23 protein-coding genes are annotated in these 22,444 nt (G+C 70.3%); 2 read left to right on the plus strand and 21 right to left on the minus strand.

Annotated elements, in window-relative coordinates; genetic code table 11:
* Positions 1–34: 34 nt before the first annotated feature.
* A complete protein-coding gene (rpsB, locus tag ACFU53_RS34970) occupies positions 35–991 on the minus strand; it encodes a 30S ribosomal protein S2 (RefSeq protein WP_384001736.1) in 957 nt (318 codons plus the stop codon).
* A gap of 273 nt (positions 992–1,264) precedes the next feature.
* Between rpsB and ACFU53_RS34975 the strand changes: the two genes are divergently transcribed.
* Entirely contained in the window at positions 1,265–1,873 is a 609-nt protein-coding gene (locus ACFU53_RS34975; RefSeq protein WP_384001739.1) for a peptidoglycan DD-metalloendopeptidase family protein, read from the plus strand.
* A 165-nt stretch (positions 1,874–2,038) separates the two neighbouring features.
* Here ACFU53_RS34975 and ACFU53_RS34980 read toward each other — a convergent pair whose 3' ends face one another.
* The 18 genes from ACFU53_RS34980 to proS all read right to left on the minus strand — a co-directional run bounded on the left by ACFU53_RS34980 (position 2,039) and on the right by proS (position 16,985).
* Complete coding sequence (locus tag ACFU53_RS34980; RefSeq protein ID WP_384001788.1) at positions 2,039–2,596, minus strand: TetR/AcrR family transcriptional regulator; 558 nt, start codon at positions 2,594–2,596, stop codon at positions 2,039–2,041.
* A gap of 139 nt (positions 2,597–2,735) precedes the next feature.
* On the minus strand, positions 2,736–3,572 hold the full coding sequence (gene whiG, locus ACFU53_RS34985; RefSeq protein ID WP_384001742.1) for an RNA polymerase sigma factor WhiG: 837 nt from the start codon (positions 3,570–3,572) through the stop codon (positions 2,736–2,738).
* 271 nt (positions 3,573–3,843) lie between these two features.
* Entirely contained in the window at positions 3,844–5,004 is a 1,161-nt protein-coding gene (gene dprA, locus ACFU53_RS34990) for a DNA-processing protein DprA (RefSeq protein WP_384001744.1), read from the minus strand.
* A gap of 34 nt (positions 5,005–5,038) precedes the next feature.
* Positions 5,039–6,661, minus strand: a complete 1,623-nt coding sequence (locus ACFU53_RS34995) for a YifB family Mg chelatase-like AAA ATPase (RefSeq protein ID WP_384001746.1) — start codon at positions 6,659–6,661, stop codon at positions 5,039–5,041.
* A complete protein-coding gene (locus ACFU53_RS35000) occupies positions 6,661–7,071 on the minus strand; it encodes a YraN family protein (protein WP_384001748.1) in 411 nt (136 codons plus the stop codon). Before ACFU53_RS35000 ends, ACFU53_RS34995 begins: the two co-directional genes overlap by 1 nt.
* Positions 7,072–7,199: 128 nt before the next feature.
* A complete protein-coding gene (locus ACFU53_RS35005; RefSeq protein ID WP_005311352.1) occupies positions 7,200–7,508 on the minus strand; it encodes a DUF2469 domain-containing protein in 309 nt (102 codons plus the stop codon).
* 56 nt (positions 7,509–7,564) lie between these two features.
* Positions 7,565–8,092 (minus strand): NUDIX hydrolase, encoded by a 528-nt coding sequence (locus ACFU53_RS35010; protein ID WP_384001750.1) that lies wholly within the window; start codon positions 8,090–8,092, stop codon positions 7,565–7,567.
* A complete protein-coding gene (gene lepB / locus ACFU53_RS35015) occupies positions 8,082–8,828 on the minus strand; it encodes a signal peptidase I (protein WP_384001752.1) in 747 nt (248 codons plus the stop codon). Before lepB (ACFU53_RS35015) ends, ACFU53_RS35010 begins: the two co-directional genes overlap by 11 nt.
* Before the next feature lie 80 nt (positions 8,829–8,908).
* On the minus strand, positions 8,909–9,799 hold the full coding sequence (gene lepB, locus ACFU53_RS35020; protein WP_384001754.1) for a signal peptidase I: 891 nt from the start codon (positions 9,797–9,799) through the stop codon (positions 8,909–8,911).
* On the minus strand, positions 9,765–10,895 hold the full coding sequence (lepB, locus tag ACFU53_RS35025) for a signal peptidase I (protein ID WP_384001757.1): 1,131 nt from the start codon (positions 10,893–10,895) through the stop codon (positions 9,765–9,767). Before lepB (ACFU53_RS35025) ends, lepB (ACFU53_RS35020) begins: the two co-directional genes overlap by 35 nt.
* Positions 10,888–11,616: a signal peptidase I gene (lepB, locus tag ACFU53_RS35030; RefSeq protein WP_384001760.1), complete on the minus strand. Its 729-nt coding sequence runs from the start codon at positions 11,614–11,616 to the stop codon at positions 10,888–10,890. The genes lepB (ACFU53_RS35025) and lepB (ACFU53_RS35030) overlap by 8 nt, the downstream gene beginning before the upstream one ends.
* A 69-nt stretch (positions 11,617–11,685) precedes the next feature.
* Positions 11,686–12,036, minus strand: a complete 351-nt coding sequence (rplS, locus tag ACFU53_RS35035) for a 50S ribosomal protein L19 (protein WP_013000407.1) — start codon at positions 12,034–12,036, stop codon at positions 11,686–11,688.
* Positions 12,037–12,169: 133 nt separating this feature from the next.
* Positions 12,170–13,003, minus strand: a complete 834-nt coding sequence (trmD, locus tag ACFU53_RS35040; protein WP_384001764.1) for a tRNA (guanosine(37)-N1)-methyltransferase TrmD — start codon at positions 13,001–13,003, stop codon at positions 12,170–12,172.
* A complete protein-coding gene (gene rimM / locus ACFU53_RS35045) occupies positions 13,003–13,578 on the minus strand; it encodes a ribosome maturation factor RimM (RefSeq protein ID WP_384001767.1) in 576 nt (191 codons plus the stop codon). Before rimM ends, trmD begins: the two co-directional genes overlap by 1 nt.
* Positions 13,579–13,662: 84 nt before the next feature.
* The gene (locus ACFU53_RS35050; protein ID WP_013000410.1) at positions 13,663–13,902 is read right to left on the minus strand and encodes an RNA-binding protein; all 240 of its coding nucleotides are present in this window, start codon (positions 13,900–13,902) and stop codon (positions 13,663–13,665) included.
* A gap of 2 nt (positions 13,903–13,904) precedes the next feature.
* Positions 13,905–14,324: a 30S ribosomal protein S16 gene (gene rpsP, locus ACFU53_RS35055; RefSeq protein ID WP_384001770.1), complete on the minus strand. Its 420-nt coding sequence runs from the start codon at positions 14,322–14,324 to the stop codon at positions 13,905–13,907.
* 388 nt (positions 14,325–14,712) lie between these two features.
* Positions 14,713–15,309, minus strand: coding sequence for a hypothetical protein (locus ACFU53_RS35060; RefSeq protein WP_384001773.1), 597 nt, complete (start codon positions 15,307–15,309; stop codon positions 14,713–14,715).
* Between the two features lie 260 nt (positions 15,310–15,569).
* Positions 15,570–16,985, minus strand: coding sequence for a proline--tRNA ligase (proS, locus tag ACFU53_RS35065; protein ID WP_384001776.1), 1,416 nt, complete (start codon positions 16,983–16,985; stop codon positions 15,570–15,572).
* A 203-nt stretch (positions 16,986–17,188) separates the two neighbouring features.
* On the opposite strand from proS, the gene ACFU53_RS35070 reads away from it, so the two are divergent.
* Positions 17,189–18,049, plus strand: a complete 861-nt coding sequence (locus ACFU53_RS35070) for an SAM-dependent methyltransferase (protein ID WP_384001779.1) — start codon at positions 17,189–17,191, stop codon at positions 18,047–18,049.
* Positions 18,050–18,368: 319 nt separating this feature from the next.
* On the opposite strand, the gene ffh is transcribed toward ACFU53_RS35070, so the two are convergent.
* Positions 18,369–19,919 carry a signal recognition particle protein gene (gene ffh / locus ACFU53_RS35075; RefSeq protein ID WP_384001782.1) on the minus strand — a complete coding sequence of 517 codons (1,551 nt, stop codon included), beginning with the start codon at positions 19,917–19,919 and terminating at the stop codon, positions 18,369–18,371.
* Positions 19,920–20,068: 149 nt separating this feature from the next.
* Positions 20,069–22,444, minus strand: a 2,376-nt coding sequence (locus tag ACFU53_RS35080; protein WP_384001785.1) for a [protein-PII] uridylyltransferase, incomplete at its 5' end; no start/stop codon positions are given.

The raw sequence follows: 22,444 nt of genomic DNA on the forward strand, positions 1-22,444 counted from the left end.
CGCCGTCACCTCGACAGCTCTACGACCGTGAAGGTCAGGCCTGCTCGGCGTCCGCGGCCGGAGCCTCAGCGGCGGCCGGGGCCTCCTCGGCGGCGGGAGCCTCAGCAGCGGGAGCCTCGGCAGCGGCCTCGGCCGGAGCCTCAGCGGGGGCCTCAGCCTCAGCGGGGGCCTCGGCGGCAGCCGGGGCCTCAGCGGCGGCCGGAGCCTCGTCGGCCTTCTTCTCACCCTCGAGCAGGTCGCGCTCCCACGCGGCCAGCGGCTCGCCCGCGGCCTTGTCGCCCTTGCCCTCGGTGGCGACCCGGGAGCGGGAGATGAGGCCCTCGGCGACCGCGTCCGCGATCACACGGGTGAGCAGCGTGACGGAGCGGATCGCGTCGTCGTTGCCGGGGATCTTGTAGTCGACCTCGTCGGGGTCGCAGTTGGTGTCGAGGATGGCGACGACCGGGATGTTGAGCTTCCGGGCCTCACCGACCGCGATGTGCTCCTTCTTGGTGTCCACGATCCAGACGGCGCTGGGCACCTTGGACATCTCGCGGATACCACCGAGGGTCTTCTCCAGCTTGGCCTTCTCGCGCGAGAGCACGAGAAGCTCCTTCTTGGTGAGACCCGACGCGGCGACGTCCTCGAAGTCGATCTGCTCGAGCTCCTTGAGGCGCTGCAGACGCTTGTAGACGGTCGAGAAGTTGGTGAGCATGCCGCCCAGCCAGCGCTGGTTGACGTAGGGCATGCCGACGCGGGTCGCCTGCTCGGCGATCGCCTCCTGCGCCTGCTTCTTCGTACCGACGAACATGACCGTGCCGCCGTGGGCGACGGTCTCCTTGACGAACTCGTAGGCGCGGTCGATGTACGACAGCGACTGGAGCAGGTCGATGATGTAGATGCCGTTGCGCTCGGTGAAGATGAAGCGCTTCATCTTCGGGTTCCAGCGACGGGTCTGGTGACCGAAGTGGACGCCGCTTTCCAGCAGCTCCCGCATCGTGACGACGGCCATGGCCGTTCTCCTTGAATTTCTCGGTTGTGCCGCGAGAGCCGGACGGCTCCCGCGCCTGACGCCCGCGATGCGCCGTTGCCACAAAGGACCGAGGGGCGCAGATACAGACCACAGACGGGCCTCGTACCGGGGCGTGCGAAGTCGACCCGGTGACCCGGATCGCCACCAGAAGTGTACGGGACCCGCGGGGTCCCGGGTGACGCCGATATCCACAACCGGCGAGTACTCCACAGATCCCGGCCATGATCGTGCCGCTCACAGGACGCTTCTGCCATGACTCACGAGCGAACGAACCGACGACGGACGGGTACACGGACGGGTACATGGTCGGGTACATGGTCGGCTTTGGTGTTGTGCCTGACGGCAACCCTCCTGGCCACGGCCTGGATGACACCCCCACGCGCCGGCCCCGGGGTGCCGGCCCCCGAGGATCGCGTCCCCGTGATGGGCCGCGCCTGGCCCGTGGGCCTCCGCCCGCTGGTGGTCCGCACCTGGGAGCCCCCGCCCACCCCCTACGCCCGAGGTCACCGAGGCGTCGACCTGTCCGCCCCGGTCGGCTCCCCGGTACGCGCGGTGGCATCGGGCCGCGTCTCCTTCGCGGGCCGGGTGGCGGGCCGGGGAGTCATCGCGATCGAGCTGACCGGCACCGGCGACCCGCCCCTCCGCACGACCTACGAGCCGGTCCAGGCATCAGTCAAGAAGGGCGACGAGGTAACCGCGGGCACGACCCTGGGCATCCTGGAAGCCTCTCCGTCCCACTGCCCCACCGCATGCCTCCACTGGGGCCTGCGCAGAGCCGAGACCTACCTGGACCCGCTGTCTCTCCTGCCGCCGTGGCTCCTACGGAGAGGCCCATCGCGTCTACTGCCGGTGCCCGAGTAGCCCCATCGCCGGCCTCTCTCAGACTGTCCCTAGCCGCGGGCAGTCGTGCCGTCTAGGGGCGGCACGGGTGGGCGCAGCGGCACCCTGCAAGCGCCGGTGAGTGAAACCGACCCCGCCGGCCCAGCGGAGGACACCAAGCCACGAGGGCTCAGCCCCACACAGGGCTCAGCCCCGCACACCCCGCAGAGCCATCCCCACGGCCGCCTCAGTGATCGCGGAGGGATCCTCGGCGGCCCCCAGTTCGATACGCCGCACAGCCGCGTCCACGACCCCCTGCAGCAGCATCGCGGCCAATCGAGGCTCCGCCTGCCCCAGCGCCGCGAGCGCCTCCACGATCATCGCGACGAGCCCACCGTGGGCGGCTCGGATCTTCTCCCGCGCCCCCGCGTCCAGCTCACTCGCCGAGATCGCCACCACGGCCCGGTGCCGCCGGTCCCCGACCAGTCCCAGCTGCGCGCGGACGTACGCCTCGACCTTGCCCTCGGGCCGCTCGACCGCGGCCATCGCCGCCTCGACCTCCGCCGCCCAGACGGGAAAGTCGACCTCGCACAGTTCCTCGACCACGGCGGCCCGCGACCGGAAGTACTCGTACACGGACGACCGCGCCAGCCCCGTGCGCTCGGCGAGCGCCGGGAACGTCAGCGCCTCCGTCCCGCCCTCGGACAGCAGGGACCGAGCCGCGTCCAGCAGGGCGGCTCGCTGCATCGACCGGTGCTCGGCCACGGAGGCCGCTCGAATCCTTGGCACGTCATCCACTTTACGGACGGACCGCCACCCACGGGAGAGCCTTTCCTCGACCAGCCCCCGCCCGACCCCCCTCCGAAGCCGGGACGCATACGGCATCCGGCCAGTTCGGACCGGGTCAACGGCCGAAACTCGCCAGCTTCGCACGCAGCTGCAGCACCGACTTCGTGTGGATCTGGCTCACCCGGCTCTCGGTGACCCCCAGCACGTTCCCGATCTCCGCGAGCGTGAGCCCCTCGTAGTAGTACAGCGTGACGACGGTCTTCTCCCGCTCCGGCAGCGTGTTGATGGCCCGCGCCAGGAAGCGGCGCAGCTCCCGGTCCTCGGCGACCTCGACCGGGTTGTCCGCGGCGGTGTCCTCCAGCGTGTCCATGAGGCTCAGCCGGTCGCCGCCCTCGCCCCCGACGTGCAGCAGCTCCTCCAGCGCCACCACGTTGGCCAGCGACAACTGACTGAAGACCGAGTGGAGTTCGTCGACCGCGATACCCATCTCGGCTGCCACCTCGCCCTCGCTCGGGGTACGTCTGAGCCGCGACTCCAGGGTGGCGTAGGCCCGCTCCACGTTGCGTGCCTTCTGCCGCACCGACCGGGGGATCCAGTCCAACGCGCGCAGTTCGTCGATCATGGCGCCCCGGATCCGGGTGATCGCGTACGTCTCGAACTTGATCTCCCGGTCGATGTCGAACTTCTCGATCGCGTCGATGAGCCCGAAGACCCCGGAGGAGACGAAGTCGGCCTGCTCGACGTTGGCCGGCAGTCCGACGCTCACCCGGCCCGCGACGTACTTCACCAGCGGTGAGTAGTGCAGGATCAACTGCTCGCGCAGCCGTTCGTCGCCCGTCGTCTTGTACGTCCGCCACAGCTCGTCGAGTGTCGAGGGGGCGGGCGGGCGCACGGTGCCGCGAGCGGCGGAGGGTACCGCCGTCCGGTCAGACCCGGAGGTGTGCTGGGGCATTCGTCGCCTTGTGCCGTTCTGCCGTGAACTGGGGGTGCCTGGGTGAGCTGTCGGTCTGATGTCGAGTGCCTGTCCTGAGTCGGATCCCTCGTGAGCGTAGCGTGACTGGAGAGTCGCAATGCGCGAAGGGCGGGGGCTCGCCGGTGCGCAGATACGTTCCGCTCGACGCTCCACGGGGTTACAGTGATCGCACTGTGTGACCGGGCCGGAACGCCAACTGCCGGAAACTGCAAGGCTGTCGGCATTCCCCCGGACGGCCGAACACGCTCGGTCAGCTTGGCCTCCGATCCGACGAGACGGAGATCATCGCCTGGCGTGTCAACTTCCAGCCGTCGCCGTGTCGTTCGACGTAACCAAGTGCGCGGAGTTCGTACAGTCTCCCGACCGCGTCGTCCACCGTCGTCCCCGCACCCCGGGCGACCTCGTCGGCGGCCGTGGTCCCCCGACCCGGTAGCGCGGCGAGAACCTGCCGCGCGCCGGGTTCCAGCAGGTCACGGGGGAGCACGGGTCCCCGTCGGTCGGGCGCCAGCTCTCCCATGTCACCCACCAGCTCGACGACTTCGGCGGCGTCGGACACGAGCACGGCGTCGCCCCGCAGCAGTTCGTGCACACCGGCCGAGAGGGCCGAGGTCGCGGGCCCCGGCACGCCCATGGCGAACCGCCCCAACCGCTGCGCCGCACGCGCCGTGACCAGCGCGCCGCTGCGGTAGGCCGCCTCCACGACCACGGTCCCTCTGGTGAGCGCGGCGATGACACGGTTCCGCAGAATGAACCGGCTCGGCGTCGGATGCTCCCCCGGTGGCAACTCCCCCACCACGAGACCCTGTTCGGCGATCCTGCTGATCAACTGCACATGCCCCCTGGGATACGGCCGGTCCACCCCGCAGGCCAGCACGGCGACGGTCGCCCCACCGACCCCGAGGGCCCCCCGATGCGCGGCCCCGTCCACTCCGTACGCGCCGCCGGACACGACCACCCACCCTCGCTCGGCCAGCCCGGCCCCCAGCGCGGCCGCCATATGGGCCCCGTACTCCGTACAGGCCCGCGCCCCCACCACAGCCACGGACCGCAACGCCCAGATCCGCACATTGGCCTTGCCCCGCACCCACAACCCCACGGGCCGCCCGTCGCCGAGGTCGTCCAACTGTCCGGGCCACTCTCCATCCCCGGGCACGAGGAACCGGACCCCGGCCTCCCTCGCGTGGGCCAGGTCCCCTTCGGGGTCGGCGCGCCCGGCGCGGGCGCACAGTCCCGTCCACCGCTTCTCCGAGGCCTCCGGCAGCGGTCGCCCGCCCCCGGAGAGCCTCCGCACCACTTCCCGGGCTCCGAACTCCCGCAGCCACCGCCCTCCGAGTCCGTCTCCGGGTTCGAGGACACGGGCCAGAAAGGCCCTTTCGAGCCGCTCGGCATCCGGCGCACCGCCGCCGGTCATGACTCACCGGCCGATGAGCCACAGGTCTCGGGCCTCACATCAGCGCCCCGATCGCCATCGGCACCCCGCGCGGAACTCCGGTGCGCAGTTGCAGGCCCAGGTTGACGTCCGTCGCGTCAGGGCGGTCGTGGCCGACGAGGTCGGCGATGGTCCAGGCGACCCGGAGCACCCGGTCCAGACCGCGCGCGGTCAGCACTCCCCGCTCCAAGGAGCGCTCGGCCTCGTCCATCGCGCCCGGGGTCGCGTGCCACCGGCTGCGCAGTTCACGCCCCGGTACCTCGCTGTTCGTCCGCCAGGGTGTGCCCAGCAGACGGGCGGTCGCCCGTTCCCTGGCCGAGCGCACTCGGTCGGCCACCGTCGCCGTGGACTCGCCCCGGGCCCCGCGCCGGGTGAGTTCGGACCGGGTGATTCGGTCGACCTCGACCCGGAGGTCGACCCGGTCCAGCAGCGGCCCGGAGAGCCGGGCCTGATAGCGGCGGATCGACGCGGGCGGACACTCGCACAAGTCGTCCGTCCGCGAGAAGCGACCACAGGGACAGGGATTCGCAGCGAGCACCATCAGGAATTTCGCCGGGAACCGCACCACTCCCGCGCTGCGCGCGATCACGACGTGCCCCGCCTCCAGCGGCTGCCGCAGGGCGTCCAGCACCTGACTGCTGAACTCGGGGGTCTCGTCGAGGAACAGCACCCCGCGGTGGGCGAGGGAGACCGCGCCGGGCCGTGCGATGCCCTGGCCGCCACCGACGAGGGCCTGCATCGTGGCCGAGTGGTGTGGCGCACAGTAGGGCGCCACGTCGACCAGCGGTTTCCCCGCCGGCAGCAGACCGGCGATCGAGTGGACCGCCGTGACCTCCAGAGACTCCTCCCTGGCCAGCTTCGGCAGGAGGGCCGGCAGTCGCTCGGCAAGCATCGTCTTGCCCGCGCCCGGCGGCCCTTCCAGGAAGAGGTGGTGTCCGCCGGCCGCCGCGATCTCCACAGCGGTCCGGGCCGCAAGCTGACCGACGACATCGGCGAGGTCGTGGCCCAGGTCCTGCTGCGCGGCTCCCGCGGTGTGCATCCCGGTGGCCGCCCCCGTGCCCGGGAGCCGAAGTCCCGCCATGAGAGGGTCCGGGCGGCCCTCGTCGGCTTCCTCGTCCGGCACGGGTTCATCCGCCAGCACGGCGATCAACTGCCGCAGGGTGCGCACGCCCAGTACCGAGACGCCGGGCACCAGCGAGGCCTCCGCGGCAGCGCACTCCGGCACCACCACCTGCTCGTATCCGGCCTCGGCGGCGGCCAGCACGGCAGGCAGGATGCCCCGTACCGGTCGGACACGCCCGTCGAGTCCCAGCTCGCCGATCATCACGATGTCGGAAATCACCCGCGGATCGATCCGCTCGGAGGCGCCCAGGACCGCGCAGGCGACCGCGAGGTCGAACCCGCTGCCGGCCTTTGGCACCGATGCGGGACTGAGCCCCACCGTCAGCTTCTTCTGCGGCCACTCGGCGCCCGAGTTCACCACAGCAGCCCTGACCCGGTCCTTGCTCTCCGTCAGACTCTTGTCCGGCAGCCCCACCAGCGTGAAGGCCGCCACCCCCGGTTCCAGGTCGGCCTGGACCTCGACGACGACGCCCTCGACACCGACGAGAGCCACGGAACACGTCCGGGCGAATCCCATCAGGCCACCCCCCGCACGTGTTCCACGACGGGGGCGCCGCGGTCGGGGAGGACGACGCCGACGACGTCGATGCGGACGCCGCCCGGCGGACTCCCTCCATGTTCCTGCAGCCAGCGTTCGGCGAGGCCGCGCAGTCGTTCCACCTTGGTGGTCGTGACGGCCGCCAAGGGGTGTTCGAAGGGGCCGGCCCTGCGGGTCTTCACCTCGCAGACGACCAGCGCGTCCCCGTCGCGGGCCACGATGTCGATCTCGCCGGTCCTGCCGCTGCGCCAGTTGCGCTCCAGGACCGTCATCCCGGCCTCGGCCAGCCGCCGCGCGGCCAGTTCCTCGCCGTACCTGCCGAGCGCACCTCGCGCGTTGTTGCCCCGCCCGATGTTGCCTCGTGCGTTGTCGCCTCGTGCCTTGCTCATGTCGGCACCACCTCCGGCGCCAACACTGAGGGTGACTCAGCCCACTATTGGATCTTGGTGGACAAGCGGCCGTTTGTGGATAACTTCATCACCCACACGGGTGACGACCCACCGCCCCCGAACCGACCTCAGCTGCCCGGCAGCTCAAGATCGCTCTTGTTCAGCTCCTCGATGTTCACGTCCTTGAACGTGAGTACCCGCACCTGCTTCACGAACCGAGCCGGCCGGTACATGTCCCAGACCCAGGCGTCCGCCATCGACACCTCGAAGAACACCTCACCCTGGACCGAGTGCACCTGCATCTCGTAGTCGTTGGTCAGGTAGAAGCGCCGTTCGGTCTCGATCACGTATTTGAACAGACCGACGACATCGCGGTACTCCCGGTAGAGCTTCAGCTCCATCTCGGTCTCGTACTTCTCGAGGTCCTCGGCGCTCATGGCATGTTCCCCTTCAGCCGTGCGATCCCACCATTGTGCGCCAGTCCCGCGAGCCCCTAGACAATTTCGGTGTCGAGGACCACGGGTCTGGCCGGGGGACCCTCGTCGAGCAGTGTGCGGAGCAGTTCGGCGAGTCTGGTCGGGTACACCGTCTCATGCGCCCGGGCCAGTTCACCGCACGTCCACCAGCGTGCTCCGGCGACACTGCGTCGTTCCAGCTCCGTGAGGCCCGCCGCGGCGGGCACCACCTGGTGCGTAGCGGTGGTTCGGGCGAGGTAGTACCACTCGTCCTGGTCCCAGCGGCGTCCGGCGAAGGGGAAGGAACACATCCGCCGCCAGAGCACGGGGCCGAGCTCCACGTCCGTGATCCCGGTCTCCTCCACGAGTTCCCGCAGGGCGGCCTCCTCGCGGGTCTCCGCGCCCTCCACACCGCCACCGGGCGTGAACCACCAGTCGTCGGCCGGATCGTCCGGCTCGTGCCCATGCAGCAGCAGGATGCGCTCCCGCGGATCCAGCAGGATCACCCGGGCCACCCTGCGCAGCCCGCCCTCGTACGTGTCCCCGGGTGTGCCCTCAGGCGACACCGGCCGGCTCCGACTGCGTCGTACGGCCGCGTCCGCCGATCAGCTTGGCGACGGGTCCGTAGGCCGCGCCTCCCAGGACGAGCACCATGCCCACGACCAGCGCGGTGGTGATCAGTCGCAGCGGGCCGGGAGAGGAGAGCGCTTCGAGCTTCTCGAAACCCGTGGGGCGGGCCAGCATGCCGTCCATGGGCCAGACGACGGCGTCCACGCGCGCGTCCACGTTGGTGCGCGGCACCGTGCCGTTGCCGGCCTCCGTGAGGTGCGCGGTGGAGTCCAGGGAGCCGCTGCGCTCGTCGCCGAGGAGGAACAGCCGGCCCTTGGGGACGGTGATCTCGGGGATACCGGTCAGCTCGGCGGCCTGGCCCTCGGGCAGATACGCCTCGTCGATCTTCTCGCCGTTGACGGTCAGCTTGCCGTCCGTGCAACAGGCGACCGTGTCCCCGCCGACCGCGACGACCCGCTTGACCATGGGTGTGTTGCCCCAGGTCTCCTGCCGGAAGACCACCACGTCACCGCGCTTGATCTCGGCGCCGTCGATCCGCTCGGCGAGTATGCGGTCCCCGGAGGTGATGGTGGGTGCCATGGAGTCGGTGGGCACGGTGTAGGGCGCGTAGGCGATCGCGCCCCACAGGAAGCCGCCCAGGAAGAGCACACAGCCGAGGGCCACGGCCAGTCCCGACAGCTTGCTGCCGAGCCGTCCGCGGCCCTCGTCCGTACGACTTGTCGTCCCGCTCATCCCAGTGCTCCCCCAGGTCGGAGAATCGACCGTCCGGGCCCCGTGCGGGCCGCGGAAGATCGGCGATCTGGGACGGCACCCTACCCGGCGGTACCTGTGCCAGAAACCCTCGGGCTTTCGGTGGCCAGAAGGCGGCGCCTGCGCCACAGCACCAGCGGCACCGCGCCCGCGAGGCCGAGCGCGCCGGGAGCGGCGGCGCTCAGGTTCTGGTCGAAGGTGTCGGGAATCGGCAGCGTGGACCAGCGGGTGGGCGGCCAGGCGACCACGATCGCGCGGCCCACGACCTGGCTCGCGGGGACCATGCCCTTGTTCGTGTCGTTCTGGTGGTAGCGGGAGTCCAGCGAGTTCTGCCGGTGGTCGCCCATGACCCAGATTTTGCCCTTGGGCACCTTCACCTTGAACTGACCGCCGGTGTCGTCGACGGTGCAGGGGGTGTTGCCCGGGTACACGTACGGCTCGTTCAGCGCCTTGCCGTTGACCTTGAGCGGTCCCGTGCCGTTGCACTCCACGGTGTCGCCGGCGACGCCGATGACCCGCTTGATGAGGTCCTTCTCCTCGGCGGACGGCATCAGGCCGATCCAGCCGAGTACACGCTGCACGGCGTTGGGCTCCAGGGTGGGTTCGCCGTCCAGCCAGCCGTCCGGGTCGTGGAAGACGACGACCTCGCCGCGCTCGGGCTCGGAGCCGAACCACGGGGTGAGCTTGTCGACCAGAACCCGGTCGCCCTCCTGCAGGGTGTTCTGCATCGAGTCGGACGGGATGGAGAACGCCTGCACCAGGAAGGTCTTGATCAGCAGCGCGAGAACCAGCGCGATACCGACCAGGATCGGCAGTTCCTTCCAGAAGGAACGCTGCTTCTTCCTGGGCCGTTCGTGCTGGTCGCCGTCGTCGACCGAGGTCCGGGCGCCGTCGCCGCCGTCCGCTCCGCCCGGGGAGTCACTCCCGGAGTCGGCGGAACTTTCGGAACTCACGGCGCCCTCCACGTTCTCCGCGGCCGGGGAAGCCGCCTCGTCGGATCGCTCCGGCCGTTCTTCGGAACCACCGTGTCCGGACCGTGCGCCGACCGCCAAATCCCCCACATCCACTCCTCACTCCGTACCGCCGCCCGCGCCACAGCCGGTGCAGGCCCACCACTCCCATAACGAGCGGGAGTTCCGCAGGGGTCGGGAGGGGGATCAATCCGTTTCGATCCGCGGAGGCCACCCTATGCGAAGCGCCGAGGGCGGTGGTCGACCCGCTTGGCACGACGGAGAATGTGTCCGGCTCCTCCAACTGTCCCCAGTGACCGACCGGCCAGGCGATGACCACGGCCCGGCCCACGACGGCATCCTGCGGGACCGTACCGCCGTACTGCGCCGTTTTCGAATCGTCGGACTGGTGGGCGCGCGAGTCGGCGGAGTTCTCCCGGTGGTCGCCCATCACCCAGAGCCGGCCCTGGGGCACGGTCACCTGGAACTGCTGGGTCGAGGGCTGGTTGCCGGGGTGGATGTACGCCGTCTCGTCCAGCGGCATGCCGTTGACCGTGACGCGGCCCTGAGTGTCGCAGCACTTGACGGTGTCGCCGCCGACCGCGACGACCCGCTTGATCAGGTCCTGCTCGTCGTCGGACGGGAGGAGGCCGATGAACTGCAGGCCTTCCTTTATCTGCTTGATGACGATCGGGTCCTCGGTGGCCGCAGTCGTCTGCTCGTCCTCCAACCAGCCGCCCGGGTCCTTGAAGACGACGACGTCCCCACGGGTGGGCTTGGAGCCGAACCAGGGCGTGAGCTTGTCGACCAGGACACGGTCGCCGATCTGGATCGTCTGCTCCATGGAGCCCGACGGGATCACGAACGCCTGGACGAGGAAGGTCTTGAGGACCAGGGCTATCAGGACGGCGACACCGACGAGGAGCGGGATCTCCTTGACCGCGGAGCGACGCCTGCGTCGCTTGATCTTGCGGGCGAGCTTGCGCCGCTCGACCCGGCTCGGCCGGGCGGCCCCGCCGGACCGCCGTGAACCGGTGGGCAGCAGGTTGGCGGCCGGGGTGCTGGGAGCGGCACCGCGGGGTTTGCCACGGTTACCCATGCGCACCGCCGACGGCGGGCACGCGCGCATAGGCGTCCGGACGGTCCAGCCGCGTCCAGTGGTCGGCGGGCCAGGCGATCCAGTCGGCCCGGCCGATCACGGAGTCGAGGGGGACCATGCCGCCGCCGGGCGATCCCAGGTGGTCGCGGGAATCGCTGGAGTCACTGCGGTGGTCGCCGAGGAGGAACAGCCTGCCCTCGGGGACGACCACGTCGAAGGGTACGTTCGACGGGCTGTCGCCCGGGTACAGAAACGACGACTCGTCGACCCACCGGCCGTTCACCTCAAGCCTCCCCTCCTGGTCGCAGCAGACCACCCGGTCTCCCCCCACGCCGACAACGCGCTTGACGTAGTGGGCGTTCCCGAAGTAGCCGGTGCCGTCGAAGACGACGACGTCACCGCGCTGCGGCTCAGATCCGAAACGGTACGCCAACTTATTTACGAGAACGCGGTCCCCGATCCTCAATGAGTCGGCCATGGAGCTGCTGGGAATCTGGAACGGCTGCATCACGAAGTTGCTGAAGAGCGCCAGAAAAAGCAGGCAGATCAGCACGGTCAGGGTGTATCTCCCGCCCGGCACCCATGCGGTGGTCCGGTCCACCCATGCGAAACGCGACCGCTCCTCCGGCCCTCCCGTGTCGGAGATCTCCTCGGAGACCTCGTCGCCGGAAGGGCGGGGGGAACGGTCGCGCTCCATGTGATGCTGTGCTTCGGTGTCCATCGGGGCCAGATCGTATCCGGCCCCGCTGTGACGACCTTTTGTGACTCGGGTCGCGACCCGAGCGCGCGATCAGTTGTCGCGCTTCTCCTTGATCTTCGCCGCCTTGCCGCGCAGCTCGCGCAGGTAGTACAGCTTCGCGCGACGGACGTCACCACGGGTGACGAGCTCGATCTTCTCGACGATCGGGGTGTGCACCGGGAAGGTGCGCTCGACGCCGACGGAGAACGAGACCTTGCGGACCGTGAAGGTCTCCCGGACACCGGCGCCCTGGCGACGGATCACAACGCCCTTGAACTGCTGCACACGGGAGCGGTTGCCCTCGATGACGCGGACGTGGACGTTGACGGTGTCACCCGGGCGGAAGGCCGGGATGTCGCTGCGCAGCGACGCGGAGTCGACGGAGTCGAGCAGGTGAGACATTTCGTCTGCTTTCTTCGCCCATGCCACAGGTCATAGGCGGGAGCTAGGTGTTTCGAAGGATGCTGTCCGTGTCGGGGCGGGCGTCGTGTCCCCCTGCGGCAGGGGCGCGCGCCGGACGACGCACAACAGCGGCCTATTCTTCCACGCCCTCCGGCCGCCGCCAAAATCGGCCGTGCGACTCCCCCTCCGGATCCGGGGCCCAGCCCAGGATGGAGAGCATTTCGCGGTCCTTCTTGTCGAAGGCCTTGGGGTCGCAGTGCTCGATGAGGTCGGGCCGGTTGGCCGCCGTACGTTTCAGGGCCTCGTCCCGCCGCCAGCGAGCGATCTTGCCGTGGTGGCCGCTGAGCAGCACCTCGGGGATGTCTCGGCCGCGCCACTCGGGGGGCTTCGTGTAGACCGGCCCTTCCAGGAGGTTGGCCATGGCGCCGGGCGCGAAGGAGTCGTCCCGGTGGGACTCGGCGTTGCCGAGGACGCCGGGCAGCAGCCGCGCCACGGCCTCGGTGACGACGAGGACGGCCGCCTCGCCGCCGGCGAGCACGTAGTCGCCGATGGACACCTCGTAGACGGGCATCCGGGTGGCGTACTCGTCGATCACGCGGCGGTCGATGCCCTCGTAACGCGCCGGTGCGAAGACCAGCCAGGGGCGCTCGGAAAGTTCGACGGCGAGCGCCTGCGTGAAGGGGCGGCCGCTGGGAGTGGGGACGACGAGCGCAGGCCGGGCGGACCCGGTCTCGTAGCCCTGAGCCAGCACGTCGTCGAGCGCGTCGCCCCAGGGGGCGGTCTTCATGACCATGCCGGGGCCGCCGCCGTACGGGGTGTCGTCGACGGTGTTGTGCCGGTCGTACGTCCATTCCCGCAGGTCGTGGACGTGCACGTTCAGCTGCCCACGCGCGCGTGCCTTGCCGACGAGGGAGACGTTCAGGGGTTCGAGGTACTCGGGGAAGATCGTGACGACGTCGAGCCGCATCAGGCCTCGTCCCCGGCCGACCCCGCGGAGTCCGCGGCGGCGTCCCGGGCGGACGCGATCTCCGCCCGGTCGTCGATCAGGCCCGGCGGCGGGTCGATGACGGCCCGCTGCTCGGTCAGGTCGATCTCGGTGACGATCTTCTCGACGAACGGGATCATCACCTCGCTGCCGTCGGACCGCTCGACGATGAAGAGGTCCTGGGACGGCAGGTGCGAGATCTCGATGATCCGGCCGACCTCGACTCCGTCCTTGGTGACCACGTCCAGGTCCATCAGCTGGTGGTCGTAGTACTCGTCCTCTTCCTCCGGCAGCTCCTCCGGGTCCACCTCCGCGATCAGCAGGGTGTTGCGGAGGGCCTCGGCGGCGTTGCGGTCGCGGACGCCCTCGAAGCGCAGGAGCAGCCGGCCGCTGTGGACCCGGCCGGTCTCGATGGTGAGCGGACCCGTCGAGGCGGGGTCCGTGAACAGGACGGCGCCGGGGCCTAGCCGGAGTTCCGGCTCGTCGGTGCGGACCTCGACGGTGACCTCGCCCTTGATGCCGTGGGCGCGGCCGATCCGTGCGACTACGAGCTGCACTGTGCTTGATCTCCTGTCATACGACTACGGGCCGGGGACGGCCCAGTGGCCCTCCCCGGCCCGAGCCGGTGCTGCGAATCTTCGTCAGCGGACGTGATCCACGTCGACGAGGTCGACACGGACACCTCGGCCGCCGATGGCGCCCACGACGGTACGCAGGGCGCGGGCGGTACGGCCGTTGCGGCCGATCACCTTGCCGAGGTCGTCGGGGTGGACCCGGACCTCGAGTACGCGCCCGCGGCGCAGGTCGCGGGAAGCGACCTGCACATCGTCGGGATAGTCGACGATGCCCTTGACGAGGTGCTCGAGAGCCTCCTCGAGCATGCTCAGGCCTCGGTCGACTCGGACTCGGCGGCAGCCTCGTCCTTCTTGTCGGTCTTCTTCTTCTGGGTGATCGCCTCACCCTTGCCCTCGTCGTCGCCGCCCAGGGCCTCGAACGACGGGCGCGCGGACTTCGGCTGAGCCACGAGGAGCGGCGCCGGAGCGGGCTCGCCCTTGAACTTCTGCCAGTCGCCGGTCTTCTTCAGGATGGCGAGCACGGGCTCGGTCGGCTGCGCGCCGACACCCAGCCAGTACGCGACGCGCTCCTCGTCGACCTCGATGACCGACGGGTGGTACGTCGGGTGGTACTTGCCGATCTCCTCGATCGCACGGCCGTCACGGCGGGTGCGGGAGTCGGCGACGACGATGCGGTAGTGAGGCGAACGGATCTTGCCCAGACGCTTCAGCTTGATCTTGACTGCCACGGGAGTTGGTTCTCCTGGATTTGACGTGGTTGGGCACGGCGAGAGAGCCGCGTGGGGTTGCGGTACCCGAGTGCCCGATGGACGCGTCAGCCGGAGGAGAGAGGGGTCCTGTGCGACTGTCGAGTACAGCTGACCATTCTGCCACACACCGCGCTTCGCCTCTTACCAGGGCTGCGCGAAGCCATGCCGGAACGGCACCCGGCGCCAGGGGTGCTTTTCGCTTACCGGCGCATGCAAGGTGCCGCCGCGCCCACCCGCGCCGCCTCAGCGGCGCGACTGCCCGCAAGCGGGTGAGGCCCCATGACGGCACCCTGCGGTGCGGCTGAACCCGAGCCCACGAGCTGCGTACGGCTGCCACGAGCAGCCGTCCTCCCAGCTCGTCGTCCGATCACGCCGCGCCCACGACCTCCGGGATCCGGAAGGGCTTGCCGCAGCCGCCGCAGACGATGGGGGCCTGGGCGAGTACGGACGGGACGACCCGGACGTTGCGGCCGCAGTCGCAGACGGCCTTGACGCGGACGCCGCCGCCGGAGGAGCCGTGCCGAGCGGCCGGACCCCGGAAGCTGCGGGCCGTGTCCTCGGAGGTCGCGGCGGTGTGGGCCTTGAGGGCGCGATGCAGTCTGTCGATGGTCGGGCGGTAGCGACGCTTGGCCTCGGGGTTGAGCGTGACCAGCGAGAAACCGCTGCTGGGGTGCGGTTCCTCCTGGTGGTCGAGGCCGAGTTCCTCGGCGATCGCGAGGAATCTGCGGTTGTGGTATCGGCCGGCCCGAGAGGTGTCGCGGACTCCGCGCGCGGCGGCGATGCCATGGACTGCCTCATGGAGCAGTCGCTCGAAGGAGAGTTCGTGCCCGCAGGCGGACGACGACTCTCCGATCAGGGACTCGGGAGCGGCAAGATCTGGCAGCTCGGGGTGGTGCCGTTGAATGTCGGCCCACGCCTGTGCCAGTTCTGCGGCGAGAACAGGTGGTGTCTGTGTCGTGCTCACGTAATGACAACGAGCCGGAGTGCCCCTGTGTTCCGATTCCGGGCCATCCCAAATAATTTGCACGTACCCGTCAGTTGCCACTAGTGCGTCCTGACGAGGGCGGGTGCGCTGATCTGCGGAGAAGCCTCACAGCTCCTCCCAAGGCGGTACGTATTAACACGTACGCCCCGGCGCGTAGACGAGGTCCGCGCACCGGGGCGCCTGTGGTCGTCAGATGCGCAAGGGGCGTTTCGGTCGCCCTCCGGGCGGAACGGCGCGCTCTAGTAAGCGCGCGCCACGACGGCGACGTTACCGGGTGCGTCGTAGGAGTCGGGCACCGACCCGTCCTCGGCGACCAGACACCGTACGGTCACGGCGTGCTCCCCGAGCTTGGTCTCGCCGTCCTCGCCCAGCGTCGACCAGGGGATACGCGCCCAGCCGCCGGCCGCGGCGGCCTCGATCGCCTCGTCGAGCGTGGACACCTCGGTCGTACGGGACTCACGGCGCTCGCGCGACTGCTTCAGCAGGAGCGCCTGGTCCTCCTCGAGAATCGTGGGCAGCAGGCGTACGAGTGAGTCGACGGCGACCGGTTCCTTGCCGCCCGGGATGCGACGGGCCAGCATCGCGGTGCCGTTCTCCAGGTCACGGGGGCCGACCTCGATGCGTACGGGGACGCCCTTGAGCTCCCAGTCGACGGCGCGGCGACCGAACGGGACGTCCGTGCGGTCGTCCACCTGGACCCGGATGCCCGCCGCCTTCAGCCGCGCCCCGAGCTCGCGGACCTTGGCCAGAACCGCGTCGTCGCCCTTGATCGCGAGGACGACGGCCTGGACCTGGGCCAGCCGAGGCGGGACCCGGAGGCCGTTGTCGTCGCCCTGCATCATCACCAGGGCGCCGATCATGCGGGTGGTGGAGCCCCAGGACGTCTGCCAGACGAGCTCCTGCTTGCCTTCCTTCGACAGGTACCGGGTGTTGAAGGCCTTGGCGAAGTTCTGGCCCAGTTCGTGACTGGTGGCCATTTGGAGGGCCTTGCCGTCGCCCATCATGCCTTCGAGGGTGAGGGTGTTGATGGCGCCCGCGAAGCGCTCCTTGACGGTCTTGCGGCCGGGGACGACGTCCATCGCGAGGACGTTCACCATGAAGTCCTCGTAGACCTCGCGGTGGATGTGCGCGGCGAAGTCGCGCGCCTCCTCGTACGTCGCGTGCGCCGTGTGGCCCTCCTGCCAGAGGAACTCGCTGGTGCGGAGGAAGAGGCGGGGGCGCAGCTCCCAACGGACCACGTTCGCCCACTGGTTGATCAGCAGCGGGAGGTCACGGTAGCTCTGTACCCACTTCGAGAAGTACTCGTTGATGATCATCTCGGAGGTGGGGCGGACCACGGCGGGCTCTTCGAGGTCCTTGCCGCCGCCGTGCGTCACCACGGCCAGCTCGGGCGCGAAGCCCTCGACGTGCTCGGCCTCCCGGGCGAGGTACGACTGCGGGATCAGGAGCGGGAAGTACGCGTTCTGCGTGCCCGTCTCCTTGATCCGGGCGTCCATCTCCTGCTGCATCCGCTCCCACAGCCCGTACCCGTACGGTCGGATCACCATGGTGCCGCGCACCGGACCGTTGTCGGCCAGCTCGGCCTTGGTGATCAGATCCTGGTACCAGCGCGGGAAGTCGTCCGCGCGGGGCGTGAGTACGGGTGCCTTTGCCATGGCGCGATGGTACGGGTCCACGTTGCGGGGATGTGAATTCTTTTGCCCACGCACGGACAGTCCGCAAGCCGGTGTCCGAGACCCCTGGACGACTCGCCGGGTGCGGAGTTTCCTGGCATACGGGGGGAGTGCGAGCGCGCACTGCCACGGGGGGCCAGGAAATCCGGCAAACGCAACTCACGGCGGATTGGGGCGCTTTCGATATGACACCTACGCTCGTGCGGCAGCAACTGCCTCGCGCGGGGACCGCACCCCGCGTGGACCGGTGTGCACGCGCGCGTGACTGGGTCGAGATCCAGGAACGGATGCTGGTACCGCTCTACGAGGCCGTCCACCGGCGGCTCGACGTCGGCACCGGGACGCGGCTGCTCGGCCTCGGCTGCGGGTCGGGGCTCGCTCTGCTCATGGCGGCGTCGCGGGGCGCCGCGGTGACCGGCGTCGACTCCGCCTCGCCCGAGAGAATGGCACTCGCACGGGAGCGGCTGCTGCCGCAGGCATGGGGCATGCGCGCGCGTGCCGGCACGCGGGTCGTCGAAGGCGTCCCCGAGGACGCGGCCCGCGCCCCCGGCGACCCGTTGTACAACCTGGTGACCGCCTTCGAGCCGATCGGCTGTCTTGCCGGGGACTCCGAGGGCCTCGGCGAAGTGCTCGCCTCGGCGACCCCGCTCGCGGAACGCGGCACCCCCGTGGTCCTCGCCGGCTGGGGCCCGCCGGAGCGCTGCAGCACGTCCGCCGTGCTCCGCGTGGCCACGAAGCTCGCCGATCCCCTGCGCAGCGCGGGCAGTTGGCGCCCGGCACTGAGGGACGACCTGGAGGAGGTCGCCCAGCGGGCCGGCCTGAAGCCGGACGGCTCCGGACGCGTGGCCTGCCCCTTCGGGTACGCCAATGTGGACAACGCGGTACGGGGGTTGCTGTCGACCGGTCTGTTCGACGCGGCGATCAGGGCCACCGACCAGGCCCAGGTGGACAAGGAACTGACCGAGGCCCTGCACCCGCACCGCCGCCGGGACGGCACTGTCTGGATGCCAAACGTGTTCCGCTACCTGATCGCGCGGACGCCCTGAAGGACTCGGGGCACGTCCCGATGACTTCGGGGCAGTCCCCGAGCGTTTCGGGGAACCCTGAGAAGGTCTTCGAGACTTCTTCCGATGTGGGTGTGAATGATGTGAAGAAAGCGGGCCGGTAGCGCTTTCGCTTGGCCAAGTGCCGCACGGCGCCCATAGCCTGACGCATCGTTCAGGGGAACAACACATCTGCATACGGGAGTTGCCACCAGAAGCACCACGAGCGACACCACACTCACGCCGTCCACGCACGGCACCCGGCGCCGCGCGCCCGGCCACACCCCCCGGCCGGTCACGCGGCGTCCGCCATTTCGGCCTGTCAGCCCATGAACTTCTTGAACTCGTCCGGCAGCTCGAAGTCCTGAGCGCCCTGTTGGCCAGGCAGTCCGAGGGCACCGCCCTGGGCGCCGGCGGCGCGGCGGGCGGCCTCCTCCTGCTCCTGCTGCTTGCGCTTCATCGGGTTGCCGGAGCGCTGCTTGCCCTTGGCCTGCTTCGGCTGCTTCTTGGACCGGCCGGGACCGCCACCCATGCCGGGCATTCCCGGCATCCCGGGCATACCGCCGCCCTGGGCCATGCGGGACATCATCTTGCGGGCCTCGAAGAACCGCTCGACGAGGTTCTTCACCGCGCTGACCTCGACACCGGAACCCTTGGCGATACGGGCGCGGCGCGAGCCGTTGATGATCGTCGGTTCCTGGCGCTCGCCGGGGGTCATCGACTTGATGATCGCGGCGGTGCGGTCGACGTCGCGCTCGTCGATGTTGTTGATCTGGTCCTTGATCTGGCCCATGCCGGGCAGCATGCCGAGCAGCTTGCTGATGCTGCCCATCTTCCTGACCTGCTCCATCTGAGCCAGGAAGTCGTCGAGCGTGAAGTCCTGCCCCTTCTTGGACGCCAGTTTGCCCGCCATCTTGGCGGCCTCTTCCTGGCTGAAGGTCTTCTCCGCCTGCTCGATCAGGGTGAGCAGGTCACCCATGTCGAGGATGCGGGAGGCCATCCGGTCCGGGTGGAACTGGTCGAACTCGTCGAGCTTCTCGCCGTTCGACGCGAACATGATCGGCTTGCCGGTGACCGAGGCGATCGACAGGGCGGCACCACCACGGGCGTCACCGTCGAGCTTGGAGAGGACCACGCCGTCGAAGCCGACGCCGTCACGGAAGGACTCGGCCGTGTTGACGGCGTCCTGACCGATCATCGAGTCGACGACGAAGAGGATCTCGTCCGGGGAGACCGCGTCCCGGATGTCGGCGGCCTGCCGCATCATTTCCTGGTCGATGCCCAGGCGGCCCGCGGTGTCGACGACCACGATGTCGTGGACCTTCGACTTGGCGAACTCGATGGAGTCCTTGGCGACCTTGACCGGGTCGCCCACGCCGTTGCCCGGCTCGGGGGCGTAGACCGCGACGCCCGCGCGCTCGGCGACGACGCTGAGCTGGTTCACGGCGTTCGGGCGCTGGAGGTCACAGGCGACGAGCAGCGGCGAGTGACCCTGCTCCTTCAGCCAGAAGCCCAGCTTGCCCGCGAGGGTCGTCTTACCGGCACCCTGCAGACCCGCGAGCATGATCACGGTCGGCGGGTTCTTGGCGAAGCGGAGGCGGCGGGTCTCGCCGCCGAGGATCCCGACCAGCTCCTCGTTGACGATCTTGAGAATCTGCTGGGCGGGGTTGAGCGCCTTGGAGACCTCGGCGCCGAGCGCGCGCTCCTTGACGTTCTTGATGAAGCCCCGGACGACCGGCAGCGCGACATCCGCTTCCAGGAGCGCGATGCGGATCTCGCGCGCCGTGGCGTCGATGTCCGCCTCGGAAAGGCGTCCCTTGCCCCGCAGGTTCTTGAAAGTCGCTGAGAGGCGATCGGAGAGCGTATCGAACACGGCGGTGTCGGTCCTCGGAGTCGGGGGCAGTCTGGGTCGCCCTCCAGGGTATCTGTCTGGGTGTGGTCGGGTCTCCACCCCTGTGGATAGTGGTGGCGGAACCCGCCCCGCACGGGTGCGGGGCGGGACGGGCCCCGTACCCGCCGTGCTCAGCCGCGCAGCATCTCCTCCAGCTTCCGCGCCACGGACGCCGCCTCGTCGCCCGGCAGCGGTGCACCCTGCGGCCCGGTCACGTAGAAGGCGTCCACGGCGTTGGCGCCCAGCGTGCTGACGTGCGCGCTGCGCACCCGAACATGCGCGTCCTCCAGCGCGCGCCCGATCCGGTGGAGCAGCCCGGGGGCGTCCTGGGCGCGCACCTCGATGACCGTGGCGTGCCGGGAGGCCGCCGCGGCCACCGCGACGCGCGGTGGGGGCGCGACGACACCCCGCCGCCGGGGATAGGCCGCGTCCCGCTCGGCCAGCCGCCCGGCGATGTCCAGCGACCCGTCCAGGGCCCGTACGAGATCCGCGCGGAGGCGTGCCGCCTGGGGCAGCGAGCCGTACTCGGCGGCCACCCGCCAGTTCAGCAGCAGTACCGAGCCCTCGACGCCGTCCGGGAGGTCGAACGTCCGGAGTTCGGCCGTGCGCACGGTCAGCCGGTGCATGGCGAGCACACCGGCGACCGCGGGCAGGACGCCCGCCTGGTCGGGTACGGCGATGAGGAGTTCCACCCCGAGCGGCTCGGGGTCGGCCTTCTCGTCCTTCTCCTCGGCGGCGGTCTCCGTCTGCGCTCGCAGCGACAGCACCGGCCCGCCCGTGCGGAACGCCTCGATGGCGAGCCGCTCCTGCTCGGCGCTGGTCTCCCCGGGCTCCGGCTCCTCCGTAACGTCCCCGGCGAACAGCGCGTCAACCCGCTGGACCAGCTCGGACACGAGCGAGGCACGCCACGACGACCAGGCGGCGGGCCCGGTGGCCAGCGCGTCCGACTCGGTCAGCGCGTGCAGCAGTTCGAGCGTGCCCGGCGATCCGACGGCGTCGGCCACGGACCGTACGGTGGCCGGGTCCTCCAGGTCACGCCGGGTGGCCGTGTCGACGAGCAGCAGATGGTGGCGTACGAGGGTGGAGAGCACCGCCACGTCGTCGCGGTCGAAGCCGATCCTGGCCGCCACGTCCTTGGCGATGATCTCGCCCGCGACGGAGTGGTCGCCGGGCCAGCCCTTGCCGATGTCGTGCAGCAGCGCGGCGACGAGCAGGAGGTCGGGCCGGTGGACCCGGCGGGTCAGTTCGGAGGCCCGGACGGCGGTCTCGATGAGGTGCCGGTCGACGGTCCAGATGTGCACGGCGTTGCGTTGCGGCCGACAGCGCACCCGCTCCCAGTCGGGCAGCAGGTGGGTGATGAGGCCCTCAGCCTCCAGCGCCTCCCAGACGTCGACGGTCGGGCGCCCCGAACCCAGCAGGGTGACGAGCTGCTCGCGCGCCTCGGCGGGCCAGGGCGTCGGCAGCGGCCGGGCGGCGGCCGCCAGACGTCGTACGGCGTGCAGGGAGAGCGGCAGCCCGGCCTGGGCGGCAGCGGCGGCGGCGCGCAGGGGCAGCACAGGGTCCCGGTCGGGCTTGGCCGCCCGCGCGAGCACGACCTCGCCGTCCTGCTCGACCACGCCCTCGGCCAGCGGCGACCGCTCGGGGGCCGGCTTCCCACCACCGAGCATGGCGCGCAGCCGGGGCCGCACGGCGCGCGAACGCAGGACGCGCCCCACTTCACGCCAGGTCACATCGCTGGCGTACGAGATGACCCGCGCGGCCTCGTACACCTGACGCAGCAGTGTGTCGGCGTCCAGCAGCCCCAGCTCGGCGGCGACCTGGTCCTGCTCCTGGAGCGCGAGCCGGTCGGTCGCGCGCCCGGTGGTGAGATGCAGCGCGTCCCGCACGTCGAGAAGCCGACGCCGGGCGTCGGCGAGCCCCTCGCGCGGGGCGTCGGCGAGCCAGGAGGCGGCGACGGCGCGCAGGGCGGTCGCGTCGCGCAGTCCGCCGCGCGCCTCCTTGAGGTCGGGTTCCAGCAGGTACTGCAGCTCTCCCTGCCGCTCGGCCCGCTCGGCGCAGAGCTCCTGCAGTTCCGGGAGTCGTTTGGGCGCCTGGTTGCGCCAGTCGGCGAGGACAGCGGTCCGCAGCCCGGCGGTCAGTCCCAGATCACCGGCGATGTGCCGGGCGTCCAGCAGCCCCAGCTGCACCTTGAGGTCCTCGCCGGCGGTCTTGCGGGCCTCGGCGGGGGTGCGCACGGAGTGGTCGAGGGCCAGCCCCAGGTCCCAGACTGGGTACCAGATGCGGTCGGCCAGCGCGGCCACCGCCCGTTCGTCGGACCCGTCGTGCAGGAGCAGCAGATCAAGATCGCTGCGTGGCGAGAGTTCGCCGCGCCCGTATCCGCCGACGGCCACGAGGGAGACCCCCCGCGGCTCGGCGGCGCCCGCGCCGAAGAGGCCCGCGAGCCAGTCGTCGGTCAGCTCGGCCAGGGCCGAACGGCGCGGCGGCCCGGACTGCGCCTCCTCCTGGAG

It is taken from the genome of Streptomyces sp. NPDC057474 (assembly GCF_042802555.1).
GTDB lineage: Bacteria > Actinomycetota > Actinomycetes > Streptomycetales > Streptomycetaceae > Streptomyces.